17 protein-coding genes and 1 riboswitch are annotated in these 23,961 nt (G+C 56.3%); of the genes, 14 read left to right on the forward strand and 3 right to left on the reverse strand.

Annotated elements, in window-relative coordinates; all coding sequences use genetic code 11:
- The first annotated feature begins 85 nt into the window (after positions 1 to 85).
- The 4 genes from sgrR (at position 86) to thiQ (ending at position 5,165) form a co-directional block, all read left to right on the forward strand.
- Complete coding sequence (gene sgrR / locus CWM66_RS15755; protein ID WP_107146879.1) at positions 86 to 1,741, forward strand: HTH-type transcriptional regulator SgrR; 1,656 nt, start codon at positions 86 to 88, stop codon at positions 1,739 to 1,741.
- Positions 1,742 to 1,777: 36 nt separating this feature from the next.
- A riboswitch (TPP riboswitch) is annotated at positions 1,778 to 1,878 on the forward strand.
- Positions 1,879 to 1,910: 32 nt separating this feature from the next.
- Entirely contained in the window at positions 1,911 to 2,894 is a 984-nt protein-coding gene (thiB, locus tag CWM66_RS15760; protein WP_035886531.1) for a thiamine ABC transporter substrate binding subunit, read from the forward strand.
- Positions 2,870 to 4,480, forward strand: a complete 1,611-nt coding sequence (thiP, locus tag CWM66_RS15765) for a thiamine/thiamine pyrophosphate ABC transporter permease ThiP (protein ID WP_107146880.1) — start codon at positions 2,870 to 2,872, stop codon at positions 4,478 to 4,480. Before thiB ends, thiP begins: the two co-directional genes overlap by 25 nt.
- The gene (gene thiQ / locus CWM66_RS15770) at positions 4,464 to 5,165 is read left to right on the forward strand and encodes a thiamine ABC transporter ATP-binding protein ThiQ (RefSeq protein WP_007373124.1); all 702 of its coding nucleotides are present in this window, start codon (positions 4,464 to 4,466) and stop codon (positions 5,163 to 5,165) included. The genes thiP and thiQ overlap by 17 nt, the downstream gene beginning before the upstream one ends.
- Here thiQ and CWM66_RS15775 read toward each other — a convergent pair.
- Together CWM66_RS15775 and araC are read right to left on the reverse strand one after the other, a co-directional pair.
- A complete protein-coding gene (locus CWM66_RS15775; RefSeq protein ID WP_107146881.1) occupies positions 5,159 to 5,929 on the reverse strand; it encodes a DedA family protein in 771 nt (256 codons plus the stop codon). The genes thiQ and CWM66_RS15775 overlap by 7 nt on opposite strands.
- 127 nt (positions 5,930 to 6,056) lie before the next feature.
- Positions 6,057 to 6,902, reverse strand: a complete 846-nt coding sequence (gene araC / locus CWM66_RS15780; protein WP_007373122.1) for an arabinose operon transcriptional regulator AraC — start codon at positions 6,900 to 6,902, stop codon at positions 6,057 to 6,059.
- Positions 6,903 to 7,240: 338 nt separating this feature from the next.
- Between araC and araB the strand changes: the two genes are divergently transcribed.
- From araB to rluA, 6 genes are all read left to right on the forward strand, one after another.
- Entirely contained in the window at positions 7,241 to 8,932 is a 1,692-nt protein-coding gene (gene araB, locus CWM66_RS15785; protein ID WP_007373120.1) for a ribulokinase, read from the forward strand.
- A gap of 10 nt (positions 8,933 to 8,942) precedes the next feature.
- Positions 8,943 to 10,445 (forward strand): L-arabinose isomerase, encoded by a 1,503-nt coding sequence (araA, locus tag CWM66_RS15790; protein ID WP_007373119.1) that lies wholly within the window; start codon positions 8,943 to 8,945, stop codon positions 10,443 to 10,445.
- Positions 10,446 to 10,544: 99 nt separating this feature from the next.
- On the forward strand, positions 10,545 to 11,240 hold the full coding sequence (araD, locus tag CWM66_RS15795) for an L-ribulose-5-phosphate 4-epimerase (RefSeq protein WP_064568449.1): 696 nt from the start codon (positions 10,545 to 10,547) through the stop codon (positions 11,238 to 11,240).
- 73 nt (positions 11,241 to 11,313) lie between these two features.
- A complete protein-coding gene (polB, locus tag CWM66_RS15800) occupies positions 11,314 to 13,671 on the forward strand; it encodes a DNA polymerase II (RefSeq protein ID WP_107146882.1) in 2,358 nt (785 codons plus the stop codon).
- Positions 13,672 to 13,831: 160 nt separating this feature from the next.
- Positions 13,832 to 16,738, forward strand: a complete 2,907-nt coding sequence (rapA, locus tag CWM66_RS15805; protein WP_107146883.1) for an RNA polymerase-associated protein RapA — start codon at positions 13,832 to 13,834, stop codon at positions 16,736 to 16,738.
- Positions 16,739 to 16,749: 11 nt separating this feature from the next.
- Positions 16,750 to 17,409 carry a bifunctional tRNA pseudouridine(32) synthase/23S rRNA pseudouridine(746) synthase RluA gene (rluA, locus tag CWM66_RS15810; RefSeq protein WP_035886536.1) on the forward strand — a complete coding sequence of 220 codons (660 nt, stop codon included), beginning with the start codon at positions 16,750 to 16,752 and terminating at the stop codon, positions 17,407 to 17,409.
- A 37-nt stretch (positions 17,410 to 17,446) separates the two neighbouring features.
- Here rluA and djlA read toward each other — a convergent pair whose 3' ends face one another.
- Positions 17,447 to 18,274 carry a co-chaperone DjlA gene (djlA, locus tag CWM66_RS15815; RefSeq protein ID WP_007373114.1) on the reverse strand — a complete coding sequence of 276 codons (828 nt, stop codon included), beginning with the start codon at positions 18,272 to 18,274 and terminating at the stop codon, positions 17,447 to 17,449.
- Positions 18,275 to 18,470: 196 nt separating this feature from the next.
- Between djlA and lptD the strand changes: the two genes are divergently transcribed.
- Genes lptD through rsmA form a run of 4 tightly spaced genes read left to right on the forward strand, consistent with a single transcriptional unit; the run spans position 18,471 to position 23,958 of the window.
- A complete protein-coding gene (gene lptD / locus CWM66_RS15820) occupies positions 18,471 to 20,813 on the forward strand; it encodes an LPS assembly protein LptD (protein ID WP_071920202.1) in 2,343 nt (780 codons plus the stop codon).
- Between the two features lie 53 nt (positions 20,814 to 20,866).
- On the forward strand, positions 20,867 to 22,153 hold the full coding sequence (surA, locus tag CWM66_RS15825; protein ID WP_007373112.1) for a peptidylprolyl isomerase SurA: 1,287 nt from the start codon (positions 20,867 to 20,869) through the stop codon (positions 22,151 to 22,153).
- Entirely contained in the window at positions 22,154 to 23,140 is a 987-nt protein-coding gene (gene pdxA, locus CWM66_RS15830; RefSeq protein ID WP_107146884.1) for a 4-hydroxythreonine-4-phosphate dehydrogenase PdxA, read from the forward strand. It begins immediately after the preceding gene.
- Positions 23,137 to 23,958 (forward strand): 16S rRNA (adenine(1518)-N(6)/adenine(1519)-N(6))-dimethyltransferase RsmA, encoded by an 822-nt coding sequence (gene rsmA / locus CWM66_RS15835; RefSeq protein ID WP_035886538.1) that lies wholly within the window; start codon positions 23,137 to 23,139, stop codon positions 23,956 to 23,958. Before pdxA ends, rsmA begins: the two co-directional genes overlap by 4 nt.
- The last annotated feature ends 3 nt before the right edge of the window (positions 23,959 to 23,961 follow it).

Consider the following 23,961-nt stretch of genomic DNA (forward strand, 5'->3'; position numbering starts at 1 on the left):
CACCTCCTCGCTTTCATCGAAGAGAAGTATTGGCTTAATATAGGGAGAAATAAATTGCTGAGTTTTTATCAGGAGTTCCCCTTTTATGTCTTCTGGCCGCCTGCAACAGCAGTTCATCCGTTTGTGGCAATGCTGCGACGGAAAATCTCAAGAAACCACGCTCAATGAGCTGGCCGAGCTGCTCAGTTGCTCGCGCCGTCATATGCGCACGCTGCTAAATACCATGCAGGAGCGCGGCTGGCTGACATGGGACGCAGAAGCGGGGCGCGGCAAGCGTTCGCGTCTGACGTTCCTCTATACCGGGCTGGCGCTCCAGCAGCAGCGGGCGGAGGATCTGCTGGAGCAGGATCGTATCGATCAGTTGGTTCAACTGGTGGGCGATAAAGAAGCCGTCCGCCAGATGCTGGTCTCCCATCTTGGACGCACCTTTCGCCAGGGGCGACATATCCTGCGCGTGCTCTATTATCGCCCGCTGCGCAACCTGCTGCCGGGCACGCCATTACGACGCTCTGAAACCCATATGGCGCGGCAAATCTTTAGTGCGTTGACGCGCATAAATGAGGAAAATGGGGAACTGGAAGCGGATATCGCTCATCACTGGAAGGCGATTTCCCCTTTACACTGGCGCTTTTATTTACGCCCCGGCATCCACTTTCATAATGGCCGCGAGCTGGAAATGAGCGATGTGATTGCTTCCCTGCAACGGGCGACCGCCCTGCCGCTCTATTCGCATATCCGCGAGGTTGTCTCTCCAACCCCCTGGACGCTGGATATTCATCTCTGGCAGCCGGATAACTGGCTCCCCTGGCTGATGGGGCATGTGCCCTCCATGATCTTGCCGCAGGAGTGGAACACCCAGCACCATTTCGCCAGCCAGCCGGTTGGTACCGGTCCGTATTCCGTGGTACGCAATACCAGTAACCAATTGAAGATTCACGCTTTTGATGACTATTTCGGCTTCCGCGCCCTGATTGATGAAGTGAATGTCTGGGTGCTGCCGGATCTCAGCGACGACCCGACCTGCGGGCTGACGCTGGAAGGGCCAACCGGCGATGAAAAAGCGGTCGAAAGCCGACTGGAAGAGGGCTGCTACTATCTGCTGTTTGACGCGCGTTCCAGCCGCGGCGCCAGCCCGGCGGTCAGAGAGTGGGTAAGCCAGATCCTCTCCCCCGCCAGCCTGTTATGGCATGCCGACGAGCGCTATCAACGTTACTGGTTCCCGGCCTACGGCCTGTTGCCGCGCTGGCATCATGCCCGTACAGGCGTCGGCGAGAAGCCTGCCGGGCTGGAATCCCTGACGCTCACCTTTTACCGTGAACACAACGAGCACGAGGCGCTCTCCCGTATCATGAGCGACTTACTGGCAGAACAGGGGGTAAAACTTCACGTACAAAGGGTGGAGTACGCCGAGTGGCATCGGGGTGAAGCAACCAGCGATCTGTGGCTTAACAGCGCCAACTTTACCCTGCCGCTCAACTTCTCGGTCTTTGCCAACCTGTATGAAGTGCCGTTGTTGCAGCACTGTATTCCGATCGACTGGCAGGCCGCGGCTACCGAGTGGCGCGCCGGAAAGATGAACCTCGCCGCCTGGTCTCAGCAGTTATTGGCCAGTAAAGCAATGGTGCCGTTAATCCACCACTGGCTAAGGATCCAGGGGCAACGCAGTATGCGCGGGCTGCGCATGAACACGCTGGGCTGGTTTGACTTTAAATCGGCCTGGTATGCGCCGCCCGATCCATAACGCTTTCGCATTTTTTACCAAATCATTACAATAGCGGCGTTCTCAACGGGGTGCTGCGCCAATGGCGTGTGCTGAGAAAATACCCGTCGAACCTGATCCGGATAACGCCGGCGAAGGGATTTGAGGCTGCCTCTCAAAATCCTTTGCCACCCATTTTTTGAGGTGCAAAGTGTTAAAAAAATCATTGCCATTACTGCTGTTGATTGCCGCTCCCGTTTTTGCCAAACCCGTACTCACCGTCTACACCTATGACTCCTTCTCCGCAGACTGGGGCCCCGGCCCGGCAGTGAAGAAAGCCTTTGAAAGCGACTGCAACTGCGAACTGAAATTTGTGGCGCTGGAAGATGGCGTCTCGCTGCTCAATCGTCTGCGTATGGAAGGCAAAAACAGCAAAGCGGATGTGGTGCTTGGGCTGGATAACAATCTGCTGGAAGCGGCAACGCAAACCAAACTGTTCGCCAAAAGCGGCGTGGTGACGGATGCCGTCAACGTGCCTGGCGGCTGGAAAAACGACACCTTTGTGCCGTTCGACTACGGCTGGTTCGCCTTCGTTTACGATAAAAACAAACTGAAAAATCCGCCGAAAAGCCTGAAAGAACTGGTGGAAAGCGATCAGAAATGGCGCGTGATCTACGAAGATCCCCGTACCAGTACGCCGGGCCTTGGTCTGCTGCTGTGGATGCAAAAAGTGTACGGCGACAAAGCCCCGGACGCCTGGCAGAAGCTGGCAGCCAAAACGGTGACTGTCACCAAAGGCTGGAGCGAAGCCTACGGCTTGTTCCTGAAAGGGGAAAGCGATCTGGTGCTGAGTTACACCACCTCGCCCGCCTACCATCTGATTGAAGAGAAAAAAGACAACTACGCAGCGGCGAATTTCAGCGAAGGGCACTACTTGCAGGTCGAAGTTGCCGCCCGCACTGCCGCCAGCAAGCAGCCGGAGCTGGCGGAAAAATTTTTGAAATTTATGGTGTCTCCGGCCTTCCAGAACACCATCGCCACCGGCAACTGGATGTACCCGGTCAGCAACGTACCGCTACCGGCAGGGTTTGATATGCTGCAAAAACCGCAAACCTCGCTTGAATTCACGCCGCAAGAAGTCGCGACTCAACGCGCATCATGGATTAATGCATGGCAACGCGCCGTCAGCCGCTGATTGCCGGCTGGCTGCTCCCTGGCCTCACCGCCGCCACGCTGATGGTGGCGGTGGCGCTGGCCGCTTTTCTGGCGCTGTGGCAAAACGCACCGCTGACCGATCTGTCGGCCTTCTGGCACGACAGCTATCTGTGGCATGTGGTGCGTTTCTCCTTCTGGCAGGCCTTTCTCTCTGCCCTGCTCTCCGTTTTTCCGGCGATTTTCCTCGCTCGCGCCCTGTACCGACGGCGTTTCCCAGGCCGCCTTGCGCTGCTGCGTCTGTGCGCCATGACGCTGATTCTGCCAGTGCTGGTGGCAGTATTCGGCATTCTCAGCGTGTATGGCCGCCAGGGCTGGCTGGCCTCGCTGTGGCATATTTTCGGGCTGGAGTGGCATTTCTCGCCCTATGGCCTGCAAGGCATCTTGCTGGCGCATGTGTTCTTCAACCTGCCGATGGCAGCGCGTTTGCTGCTACAAGCACTGGAGCAGATCCCCGGCGAGCAGCGCCAGCTTGCCGCGCAATTAGGCATGCGCGGCTGGGCGTTTTTCCGCTTTGTTGAATGGCCGTGGCTGCGCCGCCAGATTCCACCAACCGCAGCGCTGATCTTTATGCTCTGTTTCGCCAGCTTCGCCACGGTGCTGTCGCTGGGCGGCGGACCGCAGGCCACCACCATTGAGCTGGCGATCTATCAGGCGCTGAGTTTTGATTTTGATCCGGCCCGCGCCGCACTGCTGGCGCTGATGCAGATGATTTGCTGCCTTGGCCTGGTGCTGTTAAGCCAGCGCATGAGTAAAGCCATTGCTGTCGGCAACCACCAGATCCAGGGCTGGCGCAATCCGGAAGATCGCTTATTCAGCCGAATAACAGATATCGCCCTGATTGTACTGGCACTGCTGTTACTACTGCCGCCGCTGCTGGCGGTGATTGTTGATGGTCTCAATATGAGTCTGCTGAAAGTGCTGGGCGAACCGGTTCTCTGGCAGGCAACAGCCACATCGCTGCGCATCGCGCTGGCCGCCGGGTTGCTGTGTGTCGTGTTGACGATGATGCTGCTGTGGAGCAGCCGCGAGCTGCGCGCCCGCCAGCAGACAATGGCTGGCCAGGCGCTGGAGCTGAGCGGTATGTTGATCCTTGCGATGCCGGGGATTGTGCTGGCAACCGGCTTCTTCCTGCTGCTCAATAACAGTATCGGGTTGCCCGCTTCCGCCGACGGCATCGTGATTTTCACCAATGCGCTGATGGCCATCCCTTACGCATTAAAAGTGCTGGAAAACCCGATGCGCGACATTACCGCCCGCTACAGTATGCTGTGCCAGTCGCTCGGAATGCAGGGTTTCCGCCGTCTTCGGGTGGTGGAGCTGCGCGCGCTGCAACGCCCGCTGGCGCAGGCGCTGGCATTCGCCTGCGTATTGTCGATTGGCGATTTCGGTGTGGTGGCGCTGTTTGGTAATGACGACTTCCGCACGCTACCGTTTTATCTTTATCAGCAAATTGGTTCCTATCGCAGCCAGGACGGTGCGGTAACGGCACTGATCCTGCTGCTGCTCTGCTTTATCTTATTCACTGTGATTGAAAAACTTCCGGGCCGCCATGCTAAGACTGATTGATGTCACCTGGCTTTATCAGCATCTGCCGATGCGTTTCACCCTGACGGTGAAAGCGGGCGAGCAGATAGCCATTCTCGGGCCGAGCGGCGCGGGGAAAAGCACCTTGCTGAATCTGATTGCCGGTTTTCTTACCCCGGCGAGCGGCACAATAACCATTGCAGGCAACGATCATACCCATACGCCGCCGTCGCAGCGCCCGGTATCCATGTTGTTTCAGGAGAACAATCTGTTCACGCATCTCACGGTGCGGCAGAACATTGGGCTGGGGCTTAATCCGGGACTGAAGTTAAACAGCGAACAGCAGCAAACGCTGCGCCAGATCGCCGAAACCATGGGGCTGGAAGAATTACTGGATCGCCTGCCGGAACAGTTGTCCGGCGGCCAGCGCCAGCGTGTCGCCCTCGCCCGCTGCCTGGTGCGTGAGCAGCCGGTGCTACTGCTGGATGAGCCATTCTCCGCGCTCGATCCGGCGCTGCGCCAGGAGATGTTATTGCTGGTGCAGGAGGTGTGCCGCCGCCAGCAACTGACATTGTTGATGGTTTCGCACAGCGTTGAAGATGCAGCTCGCATCGCTGAACGCTCGCTGGTGGTTGCCGATGGGCGCATTGCCTGGGACGGGAAAACGGATGACCTGCTGAGCGGCAAATCATCGGCCTCTGGGCTACTGGGTATTCGCGGTCAGTGACCGCGGATCACTTTCCCCAGAATCGAGAGATACACTGGCATCAACGGGTGATTAATCAACGTCACCGCAGCCGCGACGCCCGCCACCAGCATTCCCGGTGCCAGCAACAGCAAACGCTGCCGCGGCAGGTAACGGGTTAACTTATCCACGCCCGCCTTGCCGGAACGCCACAGACGCCAGCACAGCCAGCACGCCAGCCACAACAGCACGGCGGTCAGCAGCAGCAACCATTTGAAGTTGCCGCTTTGCATATCGGCAGGAATATCAATCGCCGCACCAGCCAGAATACCAGGCAGGAAATAGAACGGCGGCCAGAACAGGCAGCCAATAATATTCGGCGGCAGGAATTTACGTACCGGCAGATCGAGCATACCTGCGACCATCGGCACCAGCGGACGGGTTGGCCCGACAAAACGCCCAACCAGAATGGTAAACATGCTGTGTTGATGCAGCGCGTGCTCGGTCTTATCCAGCAGCGCTTTGTTCTTTCTCATAAAGGACCAGTGGTGCAGCGGCGCTTTGAAGCGCCAGCCCAACCAGAACGAGATCCAGTCGCCCAGCAGGCAGCCAATAATGCCCGCCAGCCACGCCTGCCAGAAATTAACTTCGCCGCTGCCAATCAGCGCGCCCAGTCCGGCCATCATCACCGTACCGGGCAGAATCAACCCGACCAGCGCCAGCGACTCAAAAAATGCCACCAGCGCAATGGCCGTCAGCGAGTATATTGCCGATTGCGTAATAAAATGATCCAGCAGTGCTTCCATAACCCATCCTGTTCAGCATGAAGGCTGGATTCTCCGGAGCGACTCCGTGAACGTCAACCTTTCAATTATCTGAAAGTTTTACAGGTTATGTCGTATTGCCGAACCCTTTATTGCCAAACTTTACGTTTTATTCGCACCCCGCGCGGAATTCGCTGGGGCTGGCGCCAGTGCATTTCTTAAATACCCGGGAAAAATAAAGCTGATCGTCAAAGCCAACATTGCGCCCAACGCTGGCTATCGGCATTCGCGTGGTGCTAAGCAGCAATTTTGCCTGGCTGATGCGCTGATCCTCGCGCCAGCTCAGGACACTCACGCCCAGTTGCTGACGAAAAAGGTGCGACAGCCGCGACGGTGAAAGACAGACATGTTGCGCTACGCTGGCGATATCAAAATGGTTGTCTGCCAGGTGATCGCTGATGTACTGGCAAGCGTCGCGCACGCGGTTATCCAGCGGTGGATGCAACGATTCGTTGATCGCCTCCATGCGCCGCAGCAATAGCTGCTCCAGCAGGTTGATTGCCAGCAGTTCAGCGTAACGCCCGCCACTTTGCCCGGCATCGATAATTTGCGCGAAAAGATCGCGAAAACATTGCATATTGCCGTCATCAGGACGGTAAAATCCTGTCTGGGAAAACAACGTCGGCCAGTTAAGCCACTCGTGCCAGTAGGCGCGCGGTCGGAAGTAAACCCACTGGTGATACCACTCCGACGCATCGGGATGACGACCGTAGTGGTGAATTTCCCCCGGTGGAAACAGCAAAATATCGCCAGGACGGCAGATAAACTGCTTACCGCCGTTTTTGACCACCCCTTCTCCCTTCACCGTCAGGTTGAGGATATAGCCCTTCATCCCCAGCGGACGATCGATGAAAAAGTCGAGATAGCCTTCCGAATCAATCGGCGTTAAACCCGCAACCAGATGCGCGTTAAACGAGTACCCAGGCAGCAGTGGATCGTTTTGTGATTCAGCCATAAACGCAATACTCCCATACCCGGTAAGGAAACCAATTGTCCATATTGATAAAACCCTCATCCTGCGGCAGCCCGCCGCCCTGAGGCACAGCACACTGTTACGGATTAATCCCGCCAGACGAAAGCAATTACGCCTTTTTTTCGCCCTGAAATGGGCTGAAAAGGGATAACGAAAGTGTCTATAAAGGTGGCAGAAATGTCCACATCGAATTTTTGCACGGCGTCACACTTTGCATTGCCATAGCATTTTTATCCATAAGATTAGCGAATCCTGCCTGACGGTTTTAAGCGCCGCTCACTATGGTTTTCCTAACGGTTATTTTTCATGGAGCAACATACATGGCAATCACAATTGGCCTCGATTTCGGCAGCGATTCAGTACGTGCGCTGGCGGTAGACTGCACATCCGGGGCGGAGATCGCCACCAGCGTTGAGTGGTATCCGCGCTGGCAGGAGGGGCGTTATTGCGATGCGCCAAACAATCAGTTTCGCCACCACCCGCGCGACTACATCGAGTCGATGGAAGCCGCACTAAAAAGCGTGCTGGCTGAACTCAGCGTCGAACAGCGCGCATCGATTAAAGGCATCGGTGTGGACAGTACCGGCTCGACGCCAGCGCCGATAGACGCGGAAGGACGCGTGCTGGCGTTACGCCCGGAGTTCGCCGACAACCCGAACGCCATGTTTGTGTTGTGGAAAGATCACACCGCCGTCGAAGAGGCAGAAGCCATCACCCTGTTGTGCCATAGCGCCGGTAAAACTGACTACTCGCGCTACATTGGCGGCATTTATTCCAGCGAATGGTTCTGGGCCAAAATCCTGCATGTCACCCGCGCCGACAGCGCCGTTGCTCAGGCGGCCGTTTCCTGGATTGAGCTGTGCGACTGGGTGCCAGCCCTGCTCTCCGGCACGACGCGTCCGGAAGCGATTCGTCGCGGACGTTGCAGCGCCGGGCACAAATCGTTGTGGCATGAAAGCTGGGGCGGCCTGCCTCCGGCGGCGTTCTTTGACGAGCTGGATCCGATTATCAATAAACACCTGCGCTGGCCGCTGTTTACCGACACGTACACCGCAGACCTGCCGGTTGGCACGCTAACCGCGGAATGGGCTCAGCGTCTGGGGCTTTCCGAATCGGTGGTGATTTCCGGCGGCGCATTCGACTGCCATATGGGTGCCGTCGGCGCGGGCGCACAGCCCAACACGCTGGTGAAAGTGATTGGCACCTCGACCTGCGACATCCTGATTGCCGATAAGCAGAGCGTTGGCACTCGCGCGGTGAAAGGGATTTGCGGTCAGGTGGATGGCAGCGTCGTGCCCGATTTTATCGGCCTTGAAGCCGGGCAATCCGCCTTTGGCGATATCTATGCCTGGTTTGGTCGCGTCCTCGGCTGGCCGCTGGAACAACTGGCGCAGCAGCATCCGGAACTGAAAGCACAAATCAAAGCGCAGCAGAAACAGTTGCTGCCAGCCCTGACTGATGCCTGGGTTAAAAACCCGTCACTCGAACATCTGCCGGTCGTGCTCGACTGGTTTAACGGCCGTCGCACACCCAACGCCAACCAGCGTCTGAAAGGGGTGATCACCGATCTCAATCTGGCGACCGATGCGCCCGCGCTGTTCGGCGGCCTGATCGCCGCCACCGCCTTTGGCGCGCGCGCCATTATGGAGTGCTTCACCGAACAAGGTATCGCCGTGGATAACGTGATGGCGCTCGGCGGTATTGCCCGTAAAAACCTCGGCGTGATGCAGGCCTGCTGCGACGTACTTAACCGCCCATTACAGGTCGTGGCCTCTGAACAGTGCTGCGCGCTGGGTGCCGCGATTTTCGCCGCCGTAGCGGCAGAGGTTCATGCGGATATCCCGGCAGCACAGCGCTCGATGGCCAGCGCCATCGAGAAAACCCTACAGCCTTCGGCGCAGGCACCACAGTTTGAACGGCTCTACCGCCGCTACCAACAGTGGGCAAAAAGCGCCGAACAGCACTATCTCCCTTCCGCCGCGACAACCTCGCAGGCCGCGTTAACTCATTAAGGACAAGATCATGACTATTTTCGACAATTATGAAGTATGGTTCGTTATTGGCAGCCAGCACCTGTACGGCCCGGAAGCCCTGAAGCAGGTGACAAAGCATGCCGATCAGGTGGTCAACGCCCTTAATGCAGAAGCGAAACTGCCCTGTAAGCTGGTGCTGAAGCCGCTGGGAACCTCGCCAGATGAGATCACCGCAATCTGCCGCGACGCCAACTACGATGACAAGTGCGCCGGGATGGTGGTGTGGCTGCACACCTTCTCTCCAGCCAAAATGTGGATTAACGGCCTGACCATCCTCAATAAACCGCTGCTGCAATTCCACACTCAATTCAACGCGTCCCTGCCGTGGGACAGCATCGATATGGACTTTATGAACCTGAACCAGACCGCGCACGGCGGCCGCGAGTTCGGTTTTATCGGCGCGCGCATGCGCCTGCAGCACAGCGTGGTCACCGGCCACTGGCAGGATCGCCATGCCCATGCGCGCATTGGCGCGTGGATGCGTCAGGCGGTTTCCAAACAGGATACCCGCCATCTGAAAGTGGTGCGCTTTGGCGACAACATGCGCGAAGTGGCGGTGACGGACGGCGATAAAGTCGCTGCACAGATCAAATTTGGCTTCTCGGTGAATACCTGGGGCGTTGGCGATCTGGTGCAGGTGGTGAACGCGGTTAGCGATGGTGATGTCAACGCGCTGGTGGATGAGTATGAAAGCAGCTACCGCCTGACACCTGCGGCGCAGGTTCACGGCGACAAACGCCAGAACGTGCTGGATGCCGCGCGCATCGAACTGGGGATGAAACGCTTCCTTGAAGAGGGTGGTTTCCATGCTTTTACCACCACCTTCGAAGATCTTCACGGTCTGAAACAACTGCCGGGTCTGGCGGTGCAGCGTCTGATGCAGCAGGGCTACGGCTTTGCCGGTGAAGGCGACTGGAAGACCGCCGCGCTGCTGCGCATCATGAAAGTGATGTCCGGCGGTTTAAGCGGCGGCACCTCCTTTATGGAGGATTACACCTACCACTTTGAGAAAGGCAACGACCTGGTGCTGGGTTCTCATATGCTGGAAGTGTGCCCGTCTATCGCCCTTGATGAGAAACCGACGCTGGATGTGCAGTACCTGGGTATCGGCGGTAAAGCCGATCCGGCACGTCTGATCTTCTCGACCAAAACAGGACCGGCGATCAATGCCAGCCTGATCGATCTGGGCGATCGCTTCCGCCTGCTGGTGAACTGCGTCGATGCGGTCAAAACCCCGCACGATCTGCCGAAACTGCCGGTGGCGAACGCGCTGTGGAAAGCGCAGCCGGATCTGCCAACCGCTTCCGAAGCCTGGATCCTGGCGGGCGGCGCGCACCACACCGTCTTTAGCCATGCCCTGACGCTGGACGATATGCGCCAGTTCAGCGAGCTGCATGACATCGAGCTGACGGTTATCGACAACGATACCCGCCTGCCTGCGTTTAAAGATGCGCTGCGCTGGAACGAAGTCTATTACGGTTCAAAACGCTAACGCCAGATGCCCGCGCCCGGTGGCACTTCGTTTACCGGGCCTGCGGTTATCCCTGGTCGGGTAAACGCTAGTGCCATCCGGCAATAGCAGGAGAAAGAAATGCTCGAAGATCTTAAACGTCAGGTGCTGGAAGCTAACCTCGCGCTGCCGAAACACAATCTGGTGACGCTGACCTGGGGTAATGTCAGCGCAGTTGATCGCGCGCGCGGCGTGCTGGTGATCAAACCTTCTGGCGTCGATTACAGTGTGATGACCGCCGACGATATGGTGGTCGTCAATATCACGACCGGTGAAGTGGTGGAAGGCAACAAAAAACCCTCCTCGGACACCCCAACGCACCGCTTGTTGTACCAGGCTTTTCCTGGCATTGGCGGCATCGTGCATACCCATTCCCGCCATGCCACCATCTGGGCACAGGCTGGTCAGCCGATTCCGGCAACCGGTACCACGCATGCGGACTATTTTTACGGCGAGATCCCCTGCACACGTAAGATGACCGATGAGGAAATCAACGGAGAATACGAGTGGGAAACCGGTAATGTGATTGTCGAAACCTTTGAAAAACAGGGTATTGATCCCGCCCAAATGCCCGGCGTGCTGGTGCATTCTCACGGGCCTTTCGCCTGGGGGAAAAACGCCGATGACGCAGTGCATAACGCGATTGTGCTGGAAGAAGTGGCTTATATGGGCATCTTCTGTCGCCAGCTCGACCCGCGTCTGCCCGCCATGCAGCAAACGCTGCTGGATAAACACTACCTGCGCAAACACGGCGCCAAAGCTTACTACGGCCAATAACTGTATAAAACCACAGCATACCTGTATAAACCAGGCTATAATATCGCCTGGTTTTATTTTATGAGAGAACGCTGTGGCGCAGGCGCAAGAAGGCTTTTTATTAACCCGTCACTGGCGGGATACTCCTGGCGGCACCGAGGTGGAATTCTGGCTGGCGACGGATAACGGCCCCTTGCGCGTTGTGCTACCGCCGCAGGAGTCGGTGGCCTTTATCCCCGCTGCGCAGGCAGAAATGGCCCGTCGCCTGTTAAGCAATGAAAAACAGTGGCGGCTCACGCCGCTCGAACTGTGCGATTTCCACCGCCAGCCTGTATTCGGTCTCTATTGCCGCGCTCATCGCCAGCTGATGCGCCTGGAAAAGCTGCTGCGCGAAGGCGGCGTAACGCTCTACGAAGCCGATGTTCGCCCGCCGGAGCGCTTTCTGATGGAGCGCTTTATCACCGCGCCGGTATGGGTAGATGGCGAACCGCAGGGCGACGCGCTGATCAATGCGCGTCTCAAACCTAATCCCCACTATCGCCCGCCGCTGAAATGGGTGTCGCTGGATATCGAAACCAGCCGCCACGGCGAGCTTTACTGCATCGGTCTGGAAGGCTGCGGACAGCGTACGGTCTATATGCTGGGGCCGGAAAACGGCAGCGCGCAGGGGCTGGATTTCGATCTGGAATATGTTGCCAACCGCCCGCAACTGCTGGAAAAACTCAACGCCTGGTTCGCCACGCACGATCCGGATGTCATCATCGGCTGGAACGTGGTGCAGTTCGATCTGCGCGTACTGCAAAAAAGCGCCGAGCGTTACCGCGTGCCGCTCACCCTTGGACGGCACGGCAGCGAGCTGGAGTGGCGCGAGCACGGTTTTAAAAATGGCGTCTTCTTCGCACAGGCCACTGGTCGGCTGATTATCGACGGCATCGAAGCGCTGAAGTCCGCTTTCTGGAATTTCTCCTCTTTCTCGCTGGAAGCAGTATCACAGGAGCTACTCGGCGAAGGTAAAGCCATCGACAACCCGTGGGATCGAATGGACGAAATCGACCGCCGGTTCGCCGAAAATAAACCGGCGCTCGCCACCTATAACCTGAAGGATTGCGAGCTGGTGACGCGCATCTTCCATAAAACGGAGATCATGCCGTTTCTGCTGGAGCGCGCCACGGTCAACGGCTTGCCGGTAGACCGGCACGGCGGGTCGGTCGCCGCATTCAGCCATCTCTATTTTCCGCGCATGCACCGCGCAGGTTTCGTGGCGCCGAATCTCGGCGAGGTGCCACCGCAGGCAAGCCCTGGCGGCTATGTGATGGATTCCCGTCCAGGGCTTTACGATTCGGTGCTGGTGCTGGATTACAAAAGTCTTTATCCCTCGATTATCCGTACCTTTCTTATCGATCCGGTCGGTCTGGTGGAAGGTATGGCACGACCGGAGCCCGCACACAGCACCGAAGGCTTTCTTGGTGCGTGGTTTTCCCGCGAGAAACATTGCCTGCCGGAGATTGTCGGCCAAATCTGGCACGGGCGCGATGATGCCAAACGACAGGGAAATAAACCGCTGTCGCAGGCATTAAAGATCATCATGAACGCCTTTTACGGCGTGCTCGGCACCAGCGCGTGTCGCTTTTTCGATCCCCGTCTGGCGTCATCGATCACCATGCGCGGCCATCAGATCATGCGCCAGACCAAAGCGCTGATTGAAGAACAGGGTTTTGATGTCATTTACGGCGATACCGATTCAACCTTCGTCTGGCTGAAGAAGGCGCACAGCGAAGAAGCGGCAGCGCGCATCGGTCAATCCCTGGTGGAACACGTCAACGCCTGGTGGGCCGCGTATTTGCAAAATGAGGGGCTGGAGAGCGCGCTGGAGCTGGAGTTTGAAACCCATTTCTGCCGTTTTCTGATGCCGACCATTCGCGGTACTGAGCAGGGCAGTAAAAAACGCTACGCCGGGCTGATTCAGGAAGGCGACAACCAGCGCATGGTGTTTAAGGGGCTGGAAACGGTGCGTACCGACTGGACGCCGCTGGCACAGCAGTTTCAACAAACGCTCTATCTGCGCGTATTTCGTAATGAACCGTATCAGGATTACGTACGGGAGACGATCGCCAGCCTGATGGCGGGCGAACTGGATGAGCAACTGGTCTACCGTAAGCGTCTGCGCCGCGCGCTGGGCGAGTATGAGCGTAATGTGCCGCCGCATGTGCGCGCTGCCCGCCTGGCCGATGAAGAGAACGTAAAACGCGGCCGCCCGGCGCAATATCAGAATCGCGGCACCATTAAATACGTCTGGACCACCAGCGGCCCTGAGCCAGTGGATTATCAGCGCTCGCCGCTCGATTACGATCACTATCTCAGTAAACAGCTACAGCCGGTCGCCGACGGAATTCTCCCTTTCATTGACGACGATTTTGCTACACTTCTTACGGGGCAACTGGGGCTGTTTTAATGGCGCATTTGCATTAAAGCTGCACTTTTCAGGCTATACGAATGTGACGTCATCCAGTACCATAGCGCCCTTCCTTTTTCTGGTCCCAATTTTGTTCGCCCCCGCCTCCCTTCAGGCGGCGACGAGCTATTGCCTGCAATTTGAGATATAGAGTTCATTTATGCCCTTTACACTTGGTCAACGCTGGATTAGCGACACGGAAAGCGAACTCGGACTTGGTACAGTCGTTGCCATCGATGCACGCACGGTTACGCTCCTTTTCCCTGCCACTGGAGAAAATCGCCTGTATGCCCGTAGCGATTCCCCGGTTACCCGCGTCATGTTCAACCCCGGTGATACGGTTACCAGCCATGAAGGCTGGCAGTTAACGATTGAAGACGTAAAAGAAGAAAACGGACTGCTTGCCTACACCGGAACGCGTCTGGATACCCAGGAAAACGACGTCATCCTGCGCGAAGTGCTGCTCGACAGCAAACTGGTATTCAGCAAACCACAGGATCGCCTGTTTGCCGGGCAGATCGACCGTATGGACCGTTTTGCGCTGCGTTTTCGTGCCCGCAATTATCAAAGCGCGCAATACCGTATGCCGTGGAGCGGCCTGCGTGGCCAGCGCACGAATCTGATCCCGCATCAGTTGCACATCGCTCACGATGTGGGTCGCCGCTATGCGCCGCGTGTGCTGCTGGCCGATGAAGTCGGTCTCGGGAAAACTATTGAAGCCGGGATGATCCTGCATCAACAACTGCTCTCTGGCGCAGCGGAACGCGTGCTGATTGTGGTGCCGGAAACCCTGCAACACCAGTGGCTGGTGGAGATGCTGCGTCGCTTCAACCTGCGCTTCGCCCTGTTCGACGATGAACGCTATGCGGAAGCGCAACACGACGCAGATAACCCGTTTGAGACCGAACAACTGGTGATCTGCTCCCTCGATTTTGTACGCCGCAACAAGCAGCGCCTTGAGCATCTTTGCGATGCGGAGTGGGATCTGCTGGTGGTGGACGAAGCGCATCACCTGGTGTGGAGCGAAAACGAAGCCAGCCGTGAATATCTCGCCATCGAGCAGCTGGCCGAGCGCGTACCCGGCATTTTGCTGCTGACCGCCACGCCGGAACAGCTGGGCATGGAGAGCCACTTTGCCCGTCTGCGCCTGCTTGATCCAAACCGTTTCCATGACTTCGCCCAGTTTGTCGAAGAGCAGAAAAACTATCGGCCTGTCGCCGATGCAGTAGCGCTACTGCTGGCAGGCGAACGGCTTAGCAATGATGATCTGAATACGCTGAGCGATCTGGTGGGTGAGCAGGATATCGAACCGCTGCTGCAAACCGCCAACAGCGACCGCGACGGTGCAGCCGATGCGCGCCAGGAGCTGATCGCCATGCTGATGGACAGACACGGCACCAGCCGCGTGCTGTTCCGTAACACCCGCAACGGCGTGAAAGGCTTTCCGAAACGCGAACTGCACACGGTTAAATTGCCGCTGCCGACCCAGTATCAAACCGCCATCAAAGTTTCCGGCATTATGGGCGCGCGTAAGAGTCTGGAAGAACGCGCCCGCGACATGCTCTATCCGGAACAGATTTATCAGGAATTCGAAGGCGATAGCGGTACCTGGTGGAACTTCGACCCTCGCGTAGAGTGGTTAATGGGCTACCTGACCAGCCACCGTTCCCGGAAAATCCTGGTGATCTGCGCCAAAGCGGCAACCGCGCTGCAACTGGAACAGGTTCTGCGTGAACGCGAAGGCATTCGCGCGGCCGTGTTCCATGAAGGCATGTCGATTATCGAACGCGACCGTGCAGCCGCGTGGTTTGGCGAAGAAGACAGCGGCGCGCAGGTACTGCTGTGCTCGGAGATCGGCTCTGAAGGCCGTAACTTCCAGTTCGCCAGCCATCTGGTGATGTTCGATCTGCCATTTAACCCGGATCTGCTGGAGCAGCGTATCGGTCGTCTGGATCGTATCGGTCAGGCGCATGATATTCAGATCCATGTGCCGTATCTGGAGAAAACCGCGCAGTCCGTACTGGTTCGCTGGTATCACGAAGGGCTGGATGCCTTTGAACATACCTGCCCGACCGGTCGCACGATTTACGACAGCGTCCACGGCGAGCTGATTAACTATCTGGCCGCACCGGAAAACACCGACGGGTTTGAAGAGCTGATCAAATCCTGCCGCGAGCAGCATGACGCGCTGAAAACGCAACTGGAACAAGGGCGTGACCGTCTGCTGGAGATCCACTCTAATGGCGGCGAAAAAGCGCAAGCCCTGGCAGAAAGCATTGCAGAGCAGGATGATGACACCGCGCTTATCACCTTCGCCATGAACCTGTTTGATATCGTGGGGATTAACCAGGACGATCGCGGCGAAAACATGATCGTTCTGACGCCGTCCGATCATATGCTGGTGCCGGATTTCCCGGGCCTGCCGGAAGATGGCTGTACCATCACTTTCGATCGCGATGTCGCGCTCTCCCGCGAGGATGCGCAGTTCATCACCTGGGAACATCCGCTGATCCGCAACGGTCTGGATCTGATCCTCTCCGGCGATACCGGCAGCAGTACCATTTCGCTACTGAAAAACAAAGCGCTGCCGGTCGGTACGCTGTTGCTGGAGCTGATCTATGTCGTCGAAGCGCAGGCACCGAAACATCTGCAGCTTAACCGCTTCCTGCCGCCGACGCCGATCCGCCTGCTGGTGGATAAAAACGGCACTAACCTGGCCGGACAGGTTGAGTTTGAAAGTTTCAACCGTCAGCTCAGCGCCGTGAACCGCCATACCGGCAGTAAGCTGGTGAATGCGGTGCATCAGGATGTACACAACATTCTGCAAAAAGGAGAAATGCAGGTTGAGAGCGCAGCGCGCGCGCTGATTGATGCCGCCCGCAGCGAAGCAGACGAGAAACTCTCTGCTGAACTGTCGCGTCTGGAAGCGCTGCGTGCGGTTAACCCTAACATTCGTGACGATGAAGTGGCCGCTATTGAAAGTAATCGCCAGCACGTGCTGGAAAGCCTGGATCAGGCGAGCTGGCGACTGGACGCGCTGCGTCTGATCGTTGTGACGCATCAATAACGGAGCCGTTTATAGTGATGGAGCCTTACAATCCGCCGCAGGATCCCTGGCTGGTTATTCTCTATCAGGATGAGCACATTATGGTCGTCAACAAGCCCAGCGGCTTGTTGTCGGTTCCGGGTCGTCTTGATGAGCATAAAGACAGTGTGATGACACGTATTCAGCGCGACTTTCCGCAGGCTGAATCCGTGCATCGCCTGGATATGGCCACCAGCGGTGTGATTGTGGTGGCTCTTACCAAAAATGCCGAACGTGAACTAAAGCGCCAGTTCCGCGAGCGCGAGCCGAAAAAGCAGTATCTGGCGCGCATCTGGGGTCACCCGGAGAAAGCGGAAGGGCTGGTGGATTTACCGCTGATTTGCGACTGGCCGAATCGCCCGAAGCAGAAAGTGTGTTACGAAACCGGCAAAGCGGCGCAGACCGAGTATGAAGTGTTGTCGCTGGATGATGATGGCAACGCCCGCGTACGGCTGAAGCCGATTACGGGTCGCTCGCATCAACTGCGCGTGCATATGCTGGCTATTGGTCATCCGATTCTCGGCGATCGCTTTTATGCACCGCCGCAAGCGCTGGCGCTGGCGCCGCGTTTACAGTTGCATGCCGAAACACTGACGATTACTCATCCGGAATTCGGCAATAGCATGACGTTCAAAGCACCGGTAGATTTTTAATACTCTCCCCCGACCGCGCGCCGGGGGAGTATTACGCTTAGCGAAAACCCTTCTGCTCGCGAATCAGTTCGTAAGCTTTCTGAATTTCCTGCGCTTTTTGTTTTGCCATTTCCATCATCTCCGGCGGCAAACCTTTTGCCACCAGTTTGTCCGGATGGTGTTCGCCCATCAATTTACGGTAAGCGCGCTTGATGGTTGTCGCATCGTCTGTCGGTTTCACGCCCAGCACATTACAGGCATCTTCCAGCGTCGGACCACGCTGCGCCTGCTGCCAGCCGCCGCCGTTACCACCTGCCTGCTGCTGATAATGGTAACCGCCGCCAAACTGCGCGCCGCCCTGCATCATGCGCAGGAACTGATCGAATTGCAGGCGCGAGATGCCCAACTCCTCAGCAATCACATACAACACTTCGCGTTCACTGGGGTGCAGGGAGCCATCGGCAAAAGCAGCCTGGATTTGAATTTCCAGAAACATCCGAATCAAATCGAAGCGGCCAAAACAGACGCTGCGGAACTGCCGCATCTTGTCGCGAAGCGGGTAATTATCCGCTTTACCGTCGCGAAACGCGCGTTGTGCCGCCATACGCGACTCGCCATGCAGATTCATGCGATCCATAAAAAGGCTGGCGACCTGGATGTCAGCTTCGGTGACACGGCCTTTCGATTTGGTCAGATGCCCCATCACCTCAAAGGTGGTGGCGAAGAAGAGCGACTGACGTTCACGCTGGTTAGCAAACCAGGCCATTTTACGGCTGCGCGCCTTATCAAACATATGACCGATAATCAGCCCCAGAACCGCGCCCCAAAAGCCGCCGCCCATGAAAAGAGCGATGACCACACCAACCACTTTTCCCCAATACTGCATATACTCCCCAAATCGTCATGCCGTCGGCTAAAATTTGCTTTATCATACCCGTCATTCTATGCCATGCACAGGCGCAGTCTTCTCTCCCTGGCTCGAACGCGGGCAGGATTAAAACTAGCGTTGCAAAGGCGAGTAAGTTAGTCTCAGACCGTTTGCCAGCGTAAAGCCACAGATGACGGAACAACAAATACAACGTATGAAAAAACGTATCCCCACCCTCCTGGCCACCATGATTGGCTCCGCCCTTTATAGTCAGCAGGGAATGGCAGCCGATCTTGCCTCGCAGTGTATGCTTGGCGTCCCCAGCTACAATCGCCCGCTGGTACAGGGTGATACCAATAACCTGCCGGTGACGATCAATGCCGATCACGCAAAAGGCAACTACCCTGACGATGCCGTTTTTACCGGCAATGTCGATATTAATCAAGGGAATAGCCGTTTACAGGCCGATGAGGTGCAGCTTCATCAGCAGCAGCCGGAAGGTCAGACAGACCCGGTACGCACAGTGGATGCACTGGGTAATGTGCACTATGACGATAACCAGGTCATCCTGAAAGGTCCTAAAGCCTGGTCAAACCTGAACACCAAAGATACCAACGTCTGGCAGGGTGATTACCAGATGGTGGGTCGCCAGGGGCGTGGCACCGCCGACCTGATGAAACAGCGCGGGCAAAACCGCTATACGATTCTGGATAACGGCTCCTTTACCTCCTGCTTGCCGGGTTCTGATACCTGGAGCGTCGTGGGTAGCGAAGTGATTCAGGATCGCCAGGAGCAGGTCGCGGAGATCTGGAACGCGCGCTTTAAACTCGGCCCCGTACCGGTGTTCTATAGCCCGTACTTACAGTTGCCGATCGGTGACAAACGCCGTTCCGGTTTCTTGATCCCGAATGCCAAGTACAGCACCAGTAACTACTTCGAGTTTTACCTGCCGTACTACTGGAACATTGCGCCAAATATGGATGCGACCATCACGCCGCACTACATCCATAAACGTGGCAATATTCAGTGGCAAAACGAATTCCGCTATCTGACACAGGCCGGGGCTGGCCTGGTTGAATTTGACTATCTGCCGTCCGACAAAGTCTACGAAGATGAGTATCCGACGGAGAGCAACCGCCACCGCTGGTTATTCTACTGGCAGCACTCTGGCGTAATGGATCAGGTGTGGCGTTTTAATGCCAACTACACCAAAGTCAGCGATCCTTACTATTTTAATGACTTCACATCAAAATATGGTTCCAGTACCGATGGTTACGCGACCCAGATCTTCAGCGTGGGTTACGCAGTGGAAAACTTTAACGCCACGGTATCGACAAAACAGTTCCAGGTATTTAACCGCGAAAACAGTAACTCCTATGCCGCTGAACCCCAGTTGGATGTGAACTGGTATCACAATGACCTTGGGCCGTTTGACTTGAGCGTGTATGGCCAGGCGGTTCATTTCACCAATACTAACGCTAACTATCCGGAAGCGACGCGTGTTCATCTGGAGCCGACGTTAAGTCTGCCCGTCTCCAACGACTGGAGCAGCCTGAATACCGAAGTGAAAATGCTGGCGACCCACTACCAGCAGAGCAATCTGGATGATTACAACGCAAGTAATAACACGGATTACAAAGAGACAGTCAACCGCGTCATGCCGCAATTTAAGATGGACGGCAAGATGGTGTTTGAACGTGATATGAACTGGGCGGAAGGTTATACCCAAACGCTGGAGCCACGCGCGCAATACCTGTATGTGCCGTATCGCGATCAGAGCCATATCAACAACTACGACTCAACGCTCTTACAATCCGACTACAGTGGGCTGTTCCGCGATCGCACCTACGGCGGGCTTGACCGCATCGCCTCTGCAAACCAGGTTACCACCGGCGTCACAACGCGCATTTATGATGATGCGGCAGTTGAACGTTTTAACGTTTCTGTTGGTCAAATCTACTATTTCACCGAGTCTCGCACCGGTGATGACAACATTAACTGGGAGAAAGACAACAAAACGGGGTCGTTGGTTTGGGCGGGTGATACCTACTGGCGTATCTCAGATCGCTGGGGTCTGCGCGGTGGCGTGCAGTACGACACGCGTCTGAATGCCATCGCCAACAGCAGCTCGTCACTGGAATACCGTCGTGATGAAGACCGTATGCTGCAACTGAGCTACCGTTACGCCAGCCCGGAATACATTCAGGCAACGCTGCCAAGCTACGCGACTTCCGCGCAGTATAAAGATGGTATTTCGCAGGTGGGCGCTGCCGGAAGCTGGCCGATTGCCGACCGCTGGTCGATCGTCGGGGCTTACTATTTCGACACCAATACACACAAATCCGCTGACCAGATGGTTGGCTTGCAGTACAACTCCTGCTGTTATGCTCTCCGCGTCGGCTATGAGCGGAAAATTAACGGCTGGCAAAATGACCAAAGCAAGTATGACAACGTCATCGGTTTCAACATTGAGCTGCGCGGTCTGAGTTCTAACTACGGTTTGGGTACGCAACAAATGCTGCGTTCAAACATTCTGCCGTACCGTAGTTCAATGTGATCTGTTTGATTTGCAACGTAATCCGCATTGCGGTTAATTGAAATGGAAAAGGTATGAAGAACTGGAAAACGCTGCTTCTCGGTATCGCTATGGTTGCGAATACCAGTTTTGCTGCGCCTCAGGTTGTTGATAAAGTCGCTGCTGTCGTCAATAACGGCGTAGTGCTTGAAAGTGACGTTGATAGCATGATGCAGTCCGTAAAGGCCAATGCAGGCCAGGCGGGTCAGCAACTGCCGGACGACGCCACGCTGCGCCATCAGATCCTTGAACGTCTGATCATGGATCAAATCATTCTGCAGATGGGCACCAAAATGGGTGTCAAAGTGACGGACGAGCAGCTTGATGCCGCCATCGCCGACATTGCCAAACAGAACAATATGTCTATGGATCAATTGCGCAGCCGTCTGGCTTACGATGGGGTGAATTACAACACCTATCGCAACCAGATCCGCAAAGAGATGATCATCTCTGAAGTGCGCAACGGTGAAGTGCGCCGTCGTGTGACTGTCCTGCCGCAGGAAGTGGATGCCCTGGCGCAGCAGATGGGAAACCAGAACGATGCCAGCACCGAACTGAACCTGAGCCACATTCTGATCCCGCTGCCGGAAAACCCGACATCAGATCAGGTTAACGAAGCTGAAAACCAGGCACGTTCCATTGTCGATCAGGCGCGTAAAGGTAGTGATTTCGGCAAGCTGGCGATCACCTACTCTGCCGATCAGCAAGCGCTGAAAGGCGGACAGATGGGTTGGGGACGCATCCAGGAGCTGCCAAGCATCTTCGCTCAGGCGCTGAGCACGGCGAAAAAAGGCGACATTATCGGGCCGATTCGTTCCGGCGTCGGTTTCCATATCCTGAAAGTTAACGATTTGCGCGGCCAGTCTCAGAACATCTCCGTGACGGAAGTTCACGCTCGTCACATCCTGCTGAAACCGTCACCCATCATGAGCGACGATCAGGCTCGCGTGAAACTGGAAGAGATCGCAGCGGATATTAAGAGCGGTAAAACCACGTTTGCTAATGCAGCGAAAGAGTTCTCACAGGATCCAGGTTCTGCAAACCAGGGCGGCGATCTGGGCTGGGCGGCAGCGGATATTTATGATCCGGCATTCCGCGATGCGCTGATGAAGCTGAAACGCGGCCAGATGAGCGGCCCGGTGCACTCCTCCTTCGGCTGGCACCTGATCGAAATGCTTGATTCGCGTAACGTTGATAAAACAGACGCCGCGCAGAAAGACAGAGCGTATCGCATGCTGATGAACCGCAAATTCTCTGAAGAAGCAGCGACCTGGATGCAGGAACAACGCGCCAGCGCCTACGTGAAAATCCTGAGCAACTAAATGAAAACACAGCGTGTCGTTATCACTCCCGGCGAGCCCGCCGGGATTGGTCCGGATCTGGTGGTTCAGCTCGCCCAGCGTGACTGGCCGGTTGAACTGGTTATCTGTGCAGACGCGACGCTGTTAGCCGACCGGGCAGCCCTGCTCGGTCTGCCGTTGCAGTTTCGGGATTACGATCCCGCAACTGCTGCGGTTGCGCAGCAAGCCGGTACGTTAACCGTGCTGCCCCTCGCTCTGCATGCGCCGGTAACGCCGGGCGTACTCAACCCTCTTAATGGCCCTTATGTTGTGGAAACCCTTGCCCGCGCCTGCGACGGCTGCCTGAACGGTGAATTTGCTGCGCTGGTAACCGGCCCGGTACATAAAGGGGTGATCAACGACGCGGGTACGCCGTTTACCGGGCACACAGAGTTTTTCGAGGAGCGCTCGCACGCCGCCAAAGTGGTGATGATGCTGGCCACCGAAGAGTTACGCGTTGCGCTGGCAACCACCCATTTGCCGCTCAAAGACGTAGCACAGGCCATTACGCCAACACTGTTACGCGAGGTTATTCACATTCTGCACGGGGATTTACAGCAGAAATTTGGTATCCGCCATCCGCACATTCTGGTCTGCGGGCTGAATCCACACGCAGGTGAAGGCGGGCACATGGGGACGGAAGAGATCGAGACGATCATTCCTGTGCTGGAAGAAATGCGGGCCAGCGGTATGAATTTGAGCGGTCCATTGCCTGCCGATACGCTGTTTCAGCCCAAATACCTTGATAATGCCGACGCCGTACTGGCGATGTACCACGATCAGGGCCTGCCCGTGCTAAAATACCAGGGATTTGGCCGCGGCGTGAATATCACTCTCGGTTTACCTTTTATTCGCACATCCGTTGACCACGGCACCGCGCTGGAACTGGCGGGCCATGGAACAGCAGATGTCGGCAGTTTTATTACGGCGCTTAACCTCGCCATCAAAATGATTGTTAATACTCAATGACTAATCGAGTCCATCAGGGCCACTTAGCCCGTAAACGCTTCGGGCAAAACTTTCTCCACGACCAGTTCGTGATCGACAGCATCGTATCGGCCATCAACCCGCAAAAGGGTCAGGCGATGGTTGAAATCGGCCCAGGCCTTGGCGCACTGACCGAACCGGTTGGCGAACGTCTGGATAAGCTGACAGTTATCGAACTTGACCGCGATCTGGCTGCACGCCTGCAAACACATCCGTTCCTCGCGCCAAAACTGACAATTTATCAGCAAGATGCGATGACCATGAATTTTGGCGAGCTTTCACAGACGCTCGGCCAGCCGCTGCGTGTTTTCGGCAACCTGCCGTATAACATCTCCACACCATTGATGTTCCATCTGTTTAGCTATACTGATGCCATTGCCGATATGCACTTTATGTTGCAGAAAGAGGTGGTAAATCGTCTGGTTGCAGGACCAAACAGTAAGGCGTATGGTCGGTTAAGCGTGATGGCGCAGTACTACTGTCAGGTTATTCCGGTGCTGGAAGTGCCGCCGACAGCGTTCGCGCCGCCGCCGAAGGTGGATTCTGCCGTGGTTCGTCTGGTGCCGCATACTACGTTGCCGCATCCGGTCAAAGAGATTCGCACGCTGAGCCGCATTACCACCGAAGCCTTTAACCAGCGTCGTAAAACCATCCGCAATAGCCTCGGCAATGTGTTTACGGTTGAGGTGCTGGCATCGCTGGGGATCGACCCGACGATGCGCGCGGAAAATATCTCTGTTGCGCAGTACTGTCAGTTAGCCAACTACCTGACGGAAAATGCGCCGCCGAAGGAGAGTTAACTC

The organism is Kosakonia sp. H7A (assembly GCF_003028445.1).
In the GTDB taxonomy this organism is placed as follows: domain Bacteria; phylum Pseudomonadota; class Gammaproteobacteria; order Enterobacterales; family Enterobacteriaceae; genus Kosakonia; species Kosakonia radicincitans.

Excerpts from the sequence above, each read along its gene's own strand:
- sgrR (WP_107146879.1), top strand. The coding sequence starts at position 86 with ATGTCTTCTGGCCGCCTGCAACAGCAGTTCATCCGTTTGTGGCAATGC.
- thiP (WP_107146880.1), top strand. The coding sequence starts at position 2,870 with ATGGCAACGCGCCGTCAGCCGCTGATTGCCGGCTGGCTGCTCCCTGGC.
- thiQ (WP_007373124.1), top strand. The coding sequence starts at position 4,464 with ATGCTAAGACTGATTGATGTCACCTGGCTTTATCAGCATCTGCCGATG.
- CWM66_RS15775 (WP_107146881.1), bottom strand. The coding sequence starts at position 5,929 with ATGGAAGCACTGCTGGATCATTTTATTACGCAATCGGCAATATACTCG.
- araC (WP_007373122.1), bottom strand. The coding sequence starts at position 6,902 with ATGGCTGAATCACAAAACGATCCACTGCTGCCTGGGTACTCGTTTAAC.
- araB (WP_007373120.1), top strand. The coding sequence starts at position 7,241 with ATGGCAATCACAATTGGCCTCGATTTCGGCAGCGATTCAGTACGTGCG.
- araA (WP_007373119.1), top strand. The coding sequence starts at position 8,943 with ATGACTATTTTCGACAATTATGAAGTATGGTTCGTTATTGGCAGCCAG.
- araD (WP_064568449.1), top strand. The coding sequence starts at position 10,545 with ATGCTCGAAGATCTTAAACGTCAGGTGCTGGAAGCTAACCTCGCGCTG.
- rapA (WP_107146883.1), top strand. The coding sequence starts at position 13,832 with ATGCCCTTTACACTTGGTCAACGCTGGATTAGCGACACGGAAAGCGAA.
- djlA (WP_007373114.1), bottom strand. The coding sequence starts at position 18,274 with ATGCAGTATTGGGGAAAAGTGGTTGGTGTGGTCATCGCTCTTTTCATG.
- lptD (WP_071920202.1), top strand. The coding sequence starts at position 18,471 with ATGAAAAAACGTATCCCCACCCTCCTGGCCACCATGATTGGCTCCGCC.
- surA (WP_007373112.1), top strand. The coding sequence starts at position 20,867 with ATGAAGAACTGGAAAACGCTGCTTCTCGGTATCGCTATGGTTGCGAAT.
- pdxA (WP_107146884.1), top strand. The coding sequence starts at position 22,154 with ATGAAAACACAGCGTGTCGTTATCACTCCCGGCGAGCCCGCCGGGATT.
- rsmA (WP_035886538.1), top strand. The coding sequence starts at position 23,137 with ATGACTAATCGAGTCCATCAGGGCCACTTAGCCCGTAAACGCTTCGGG.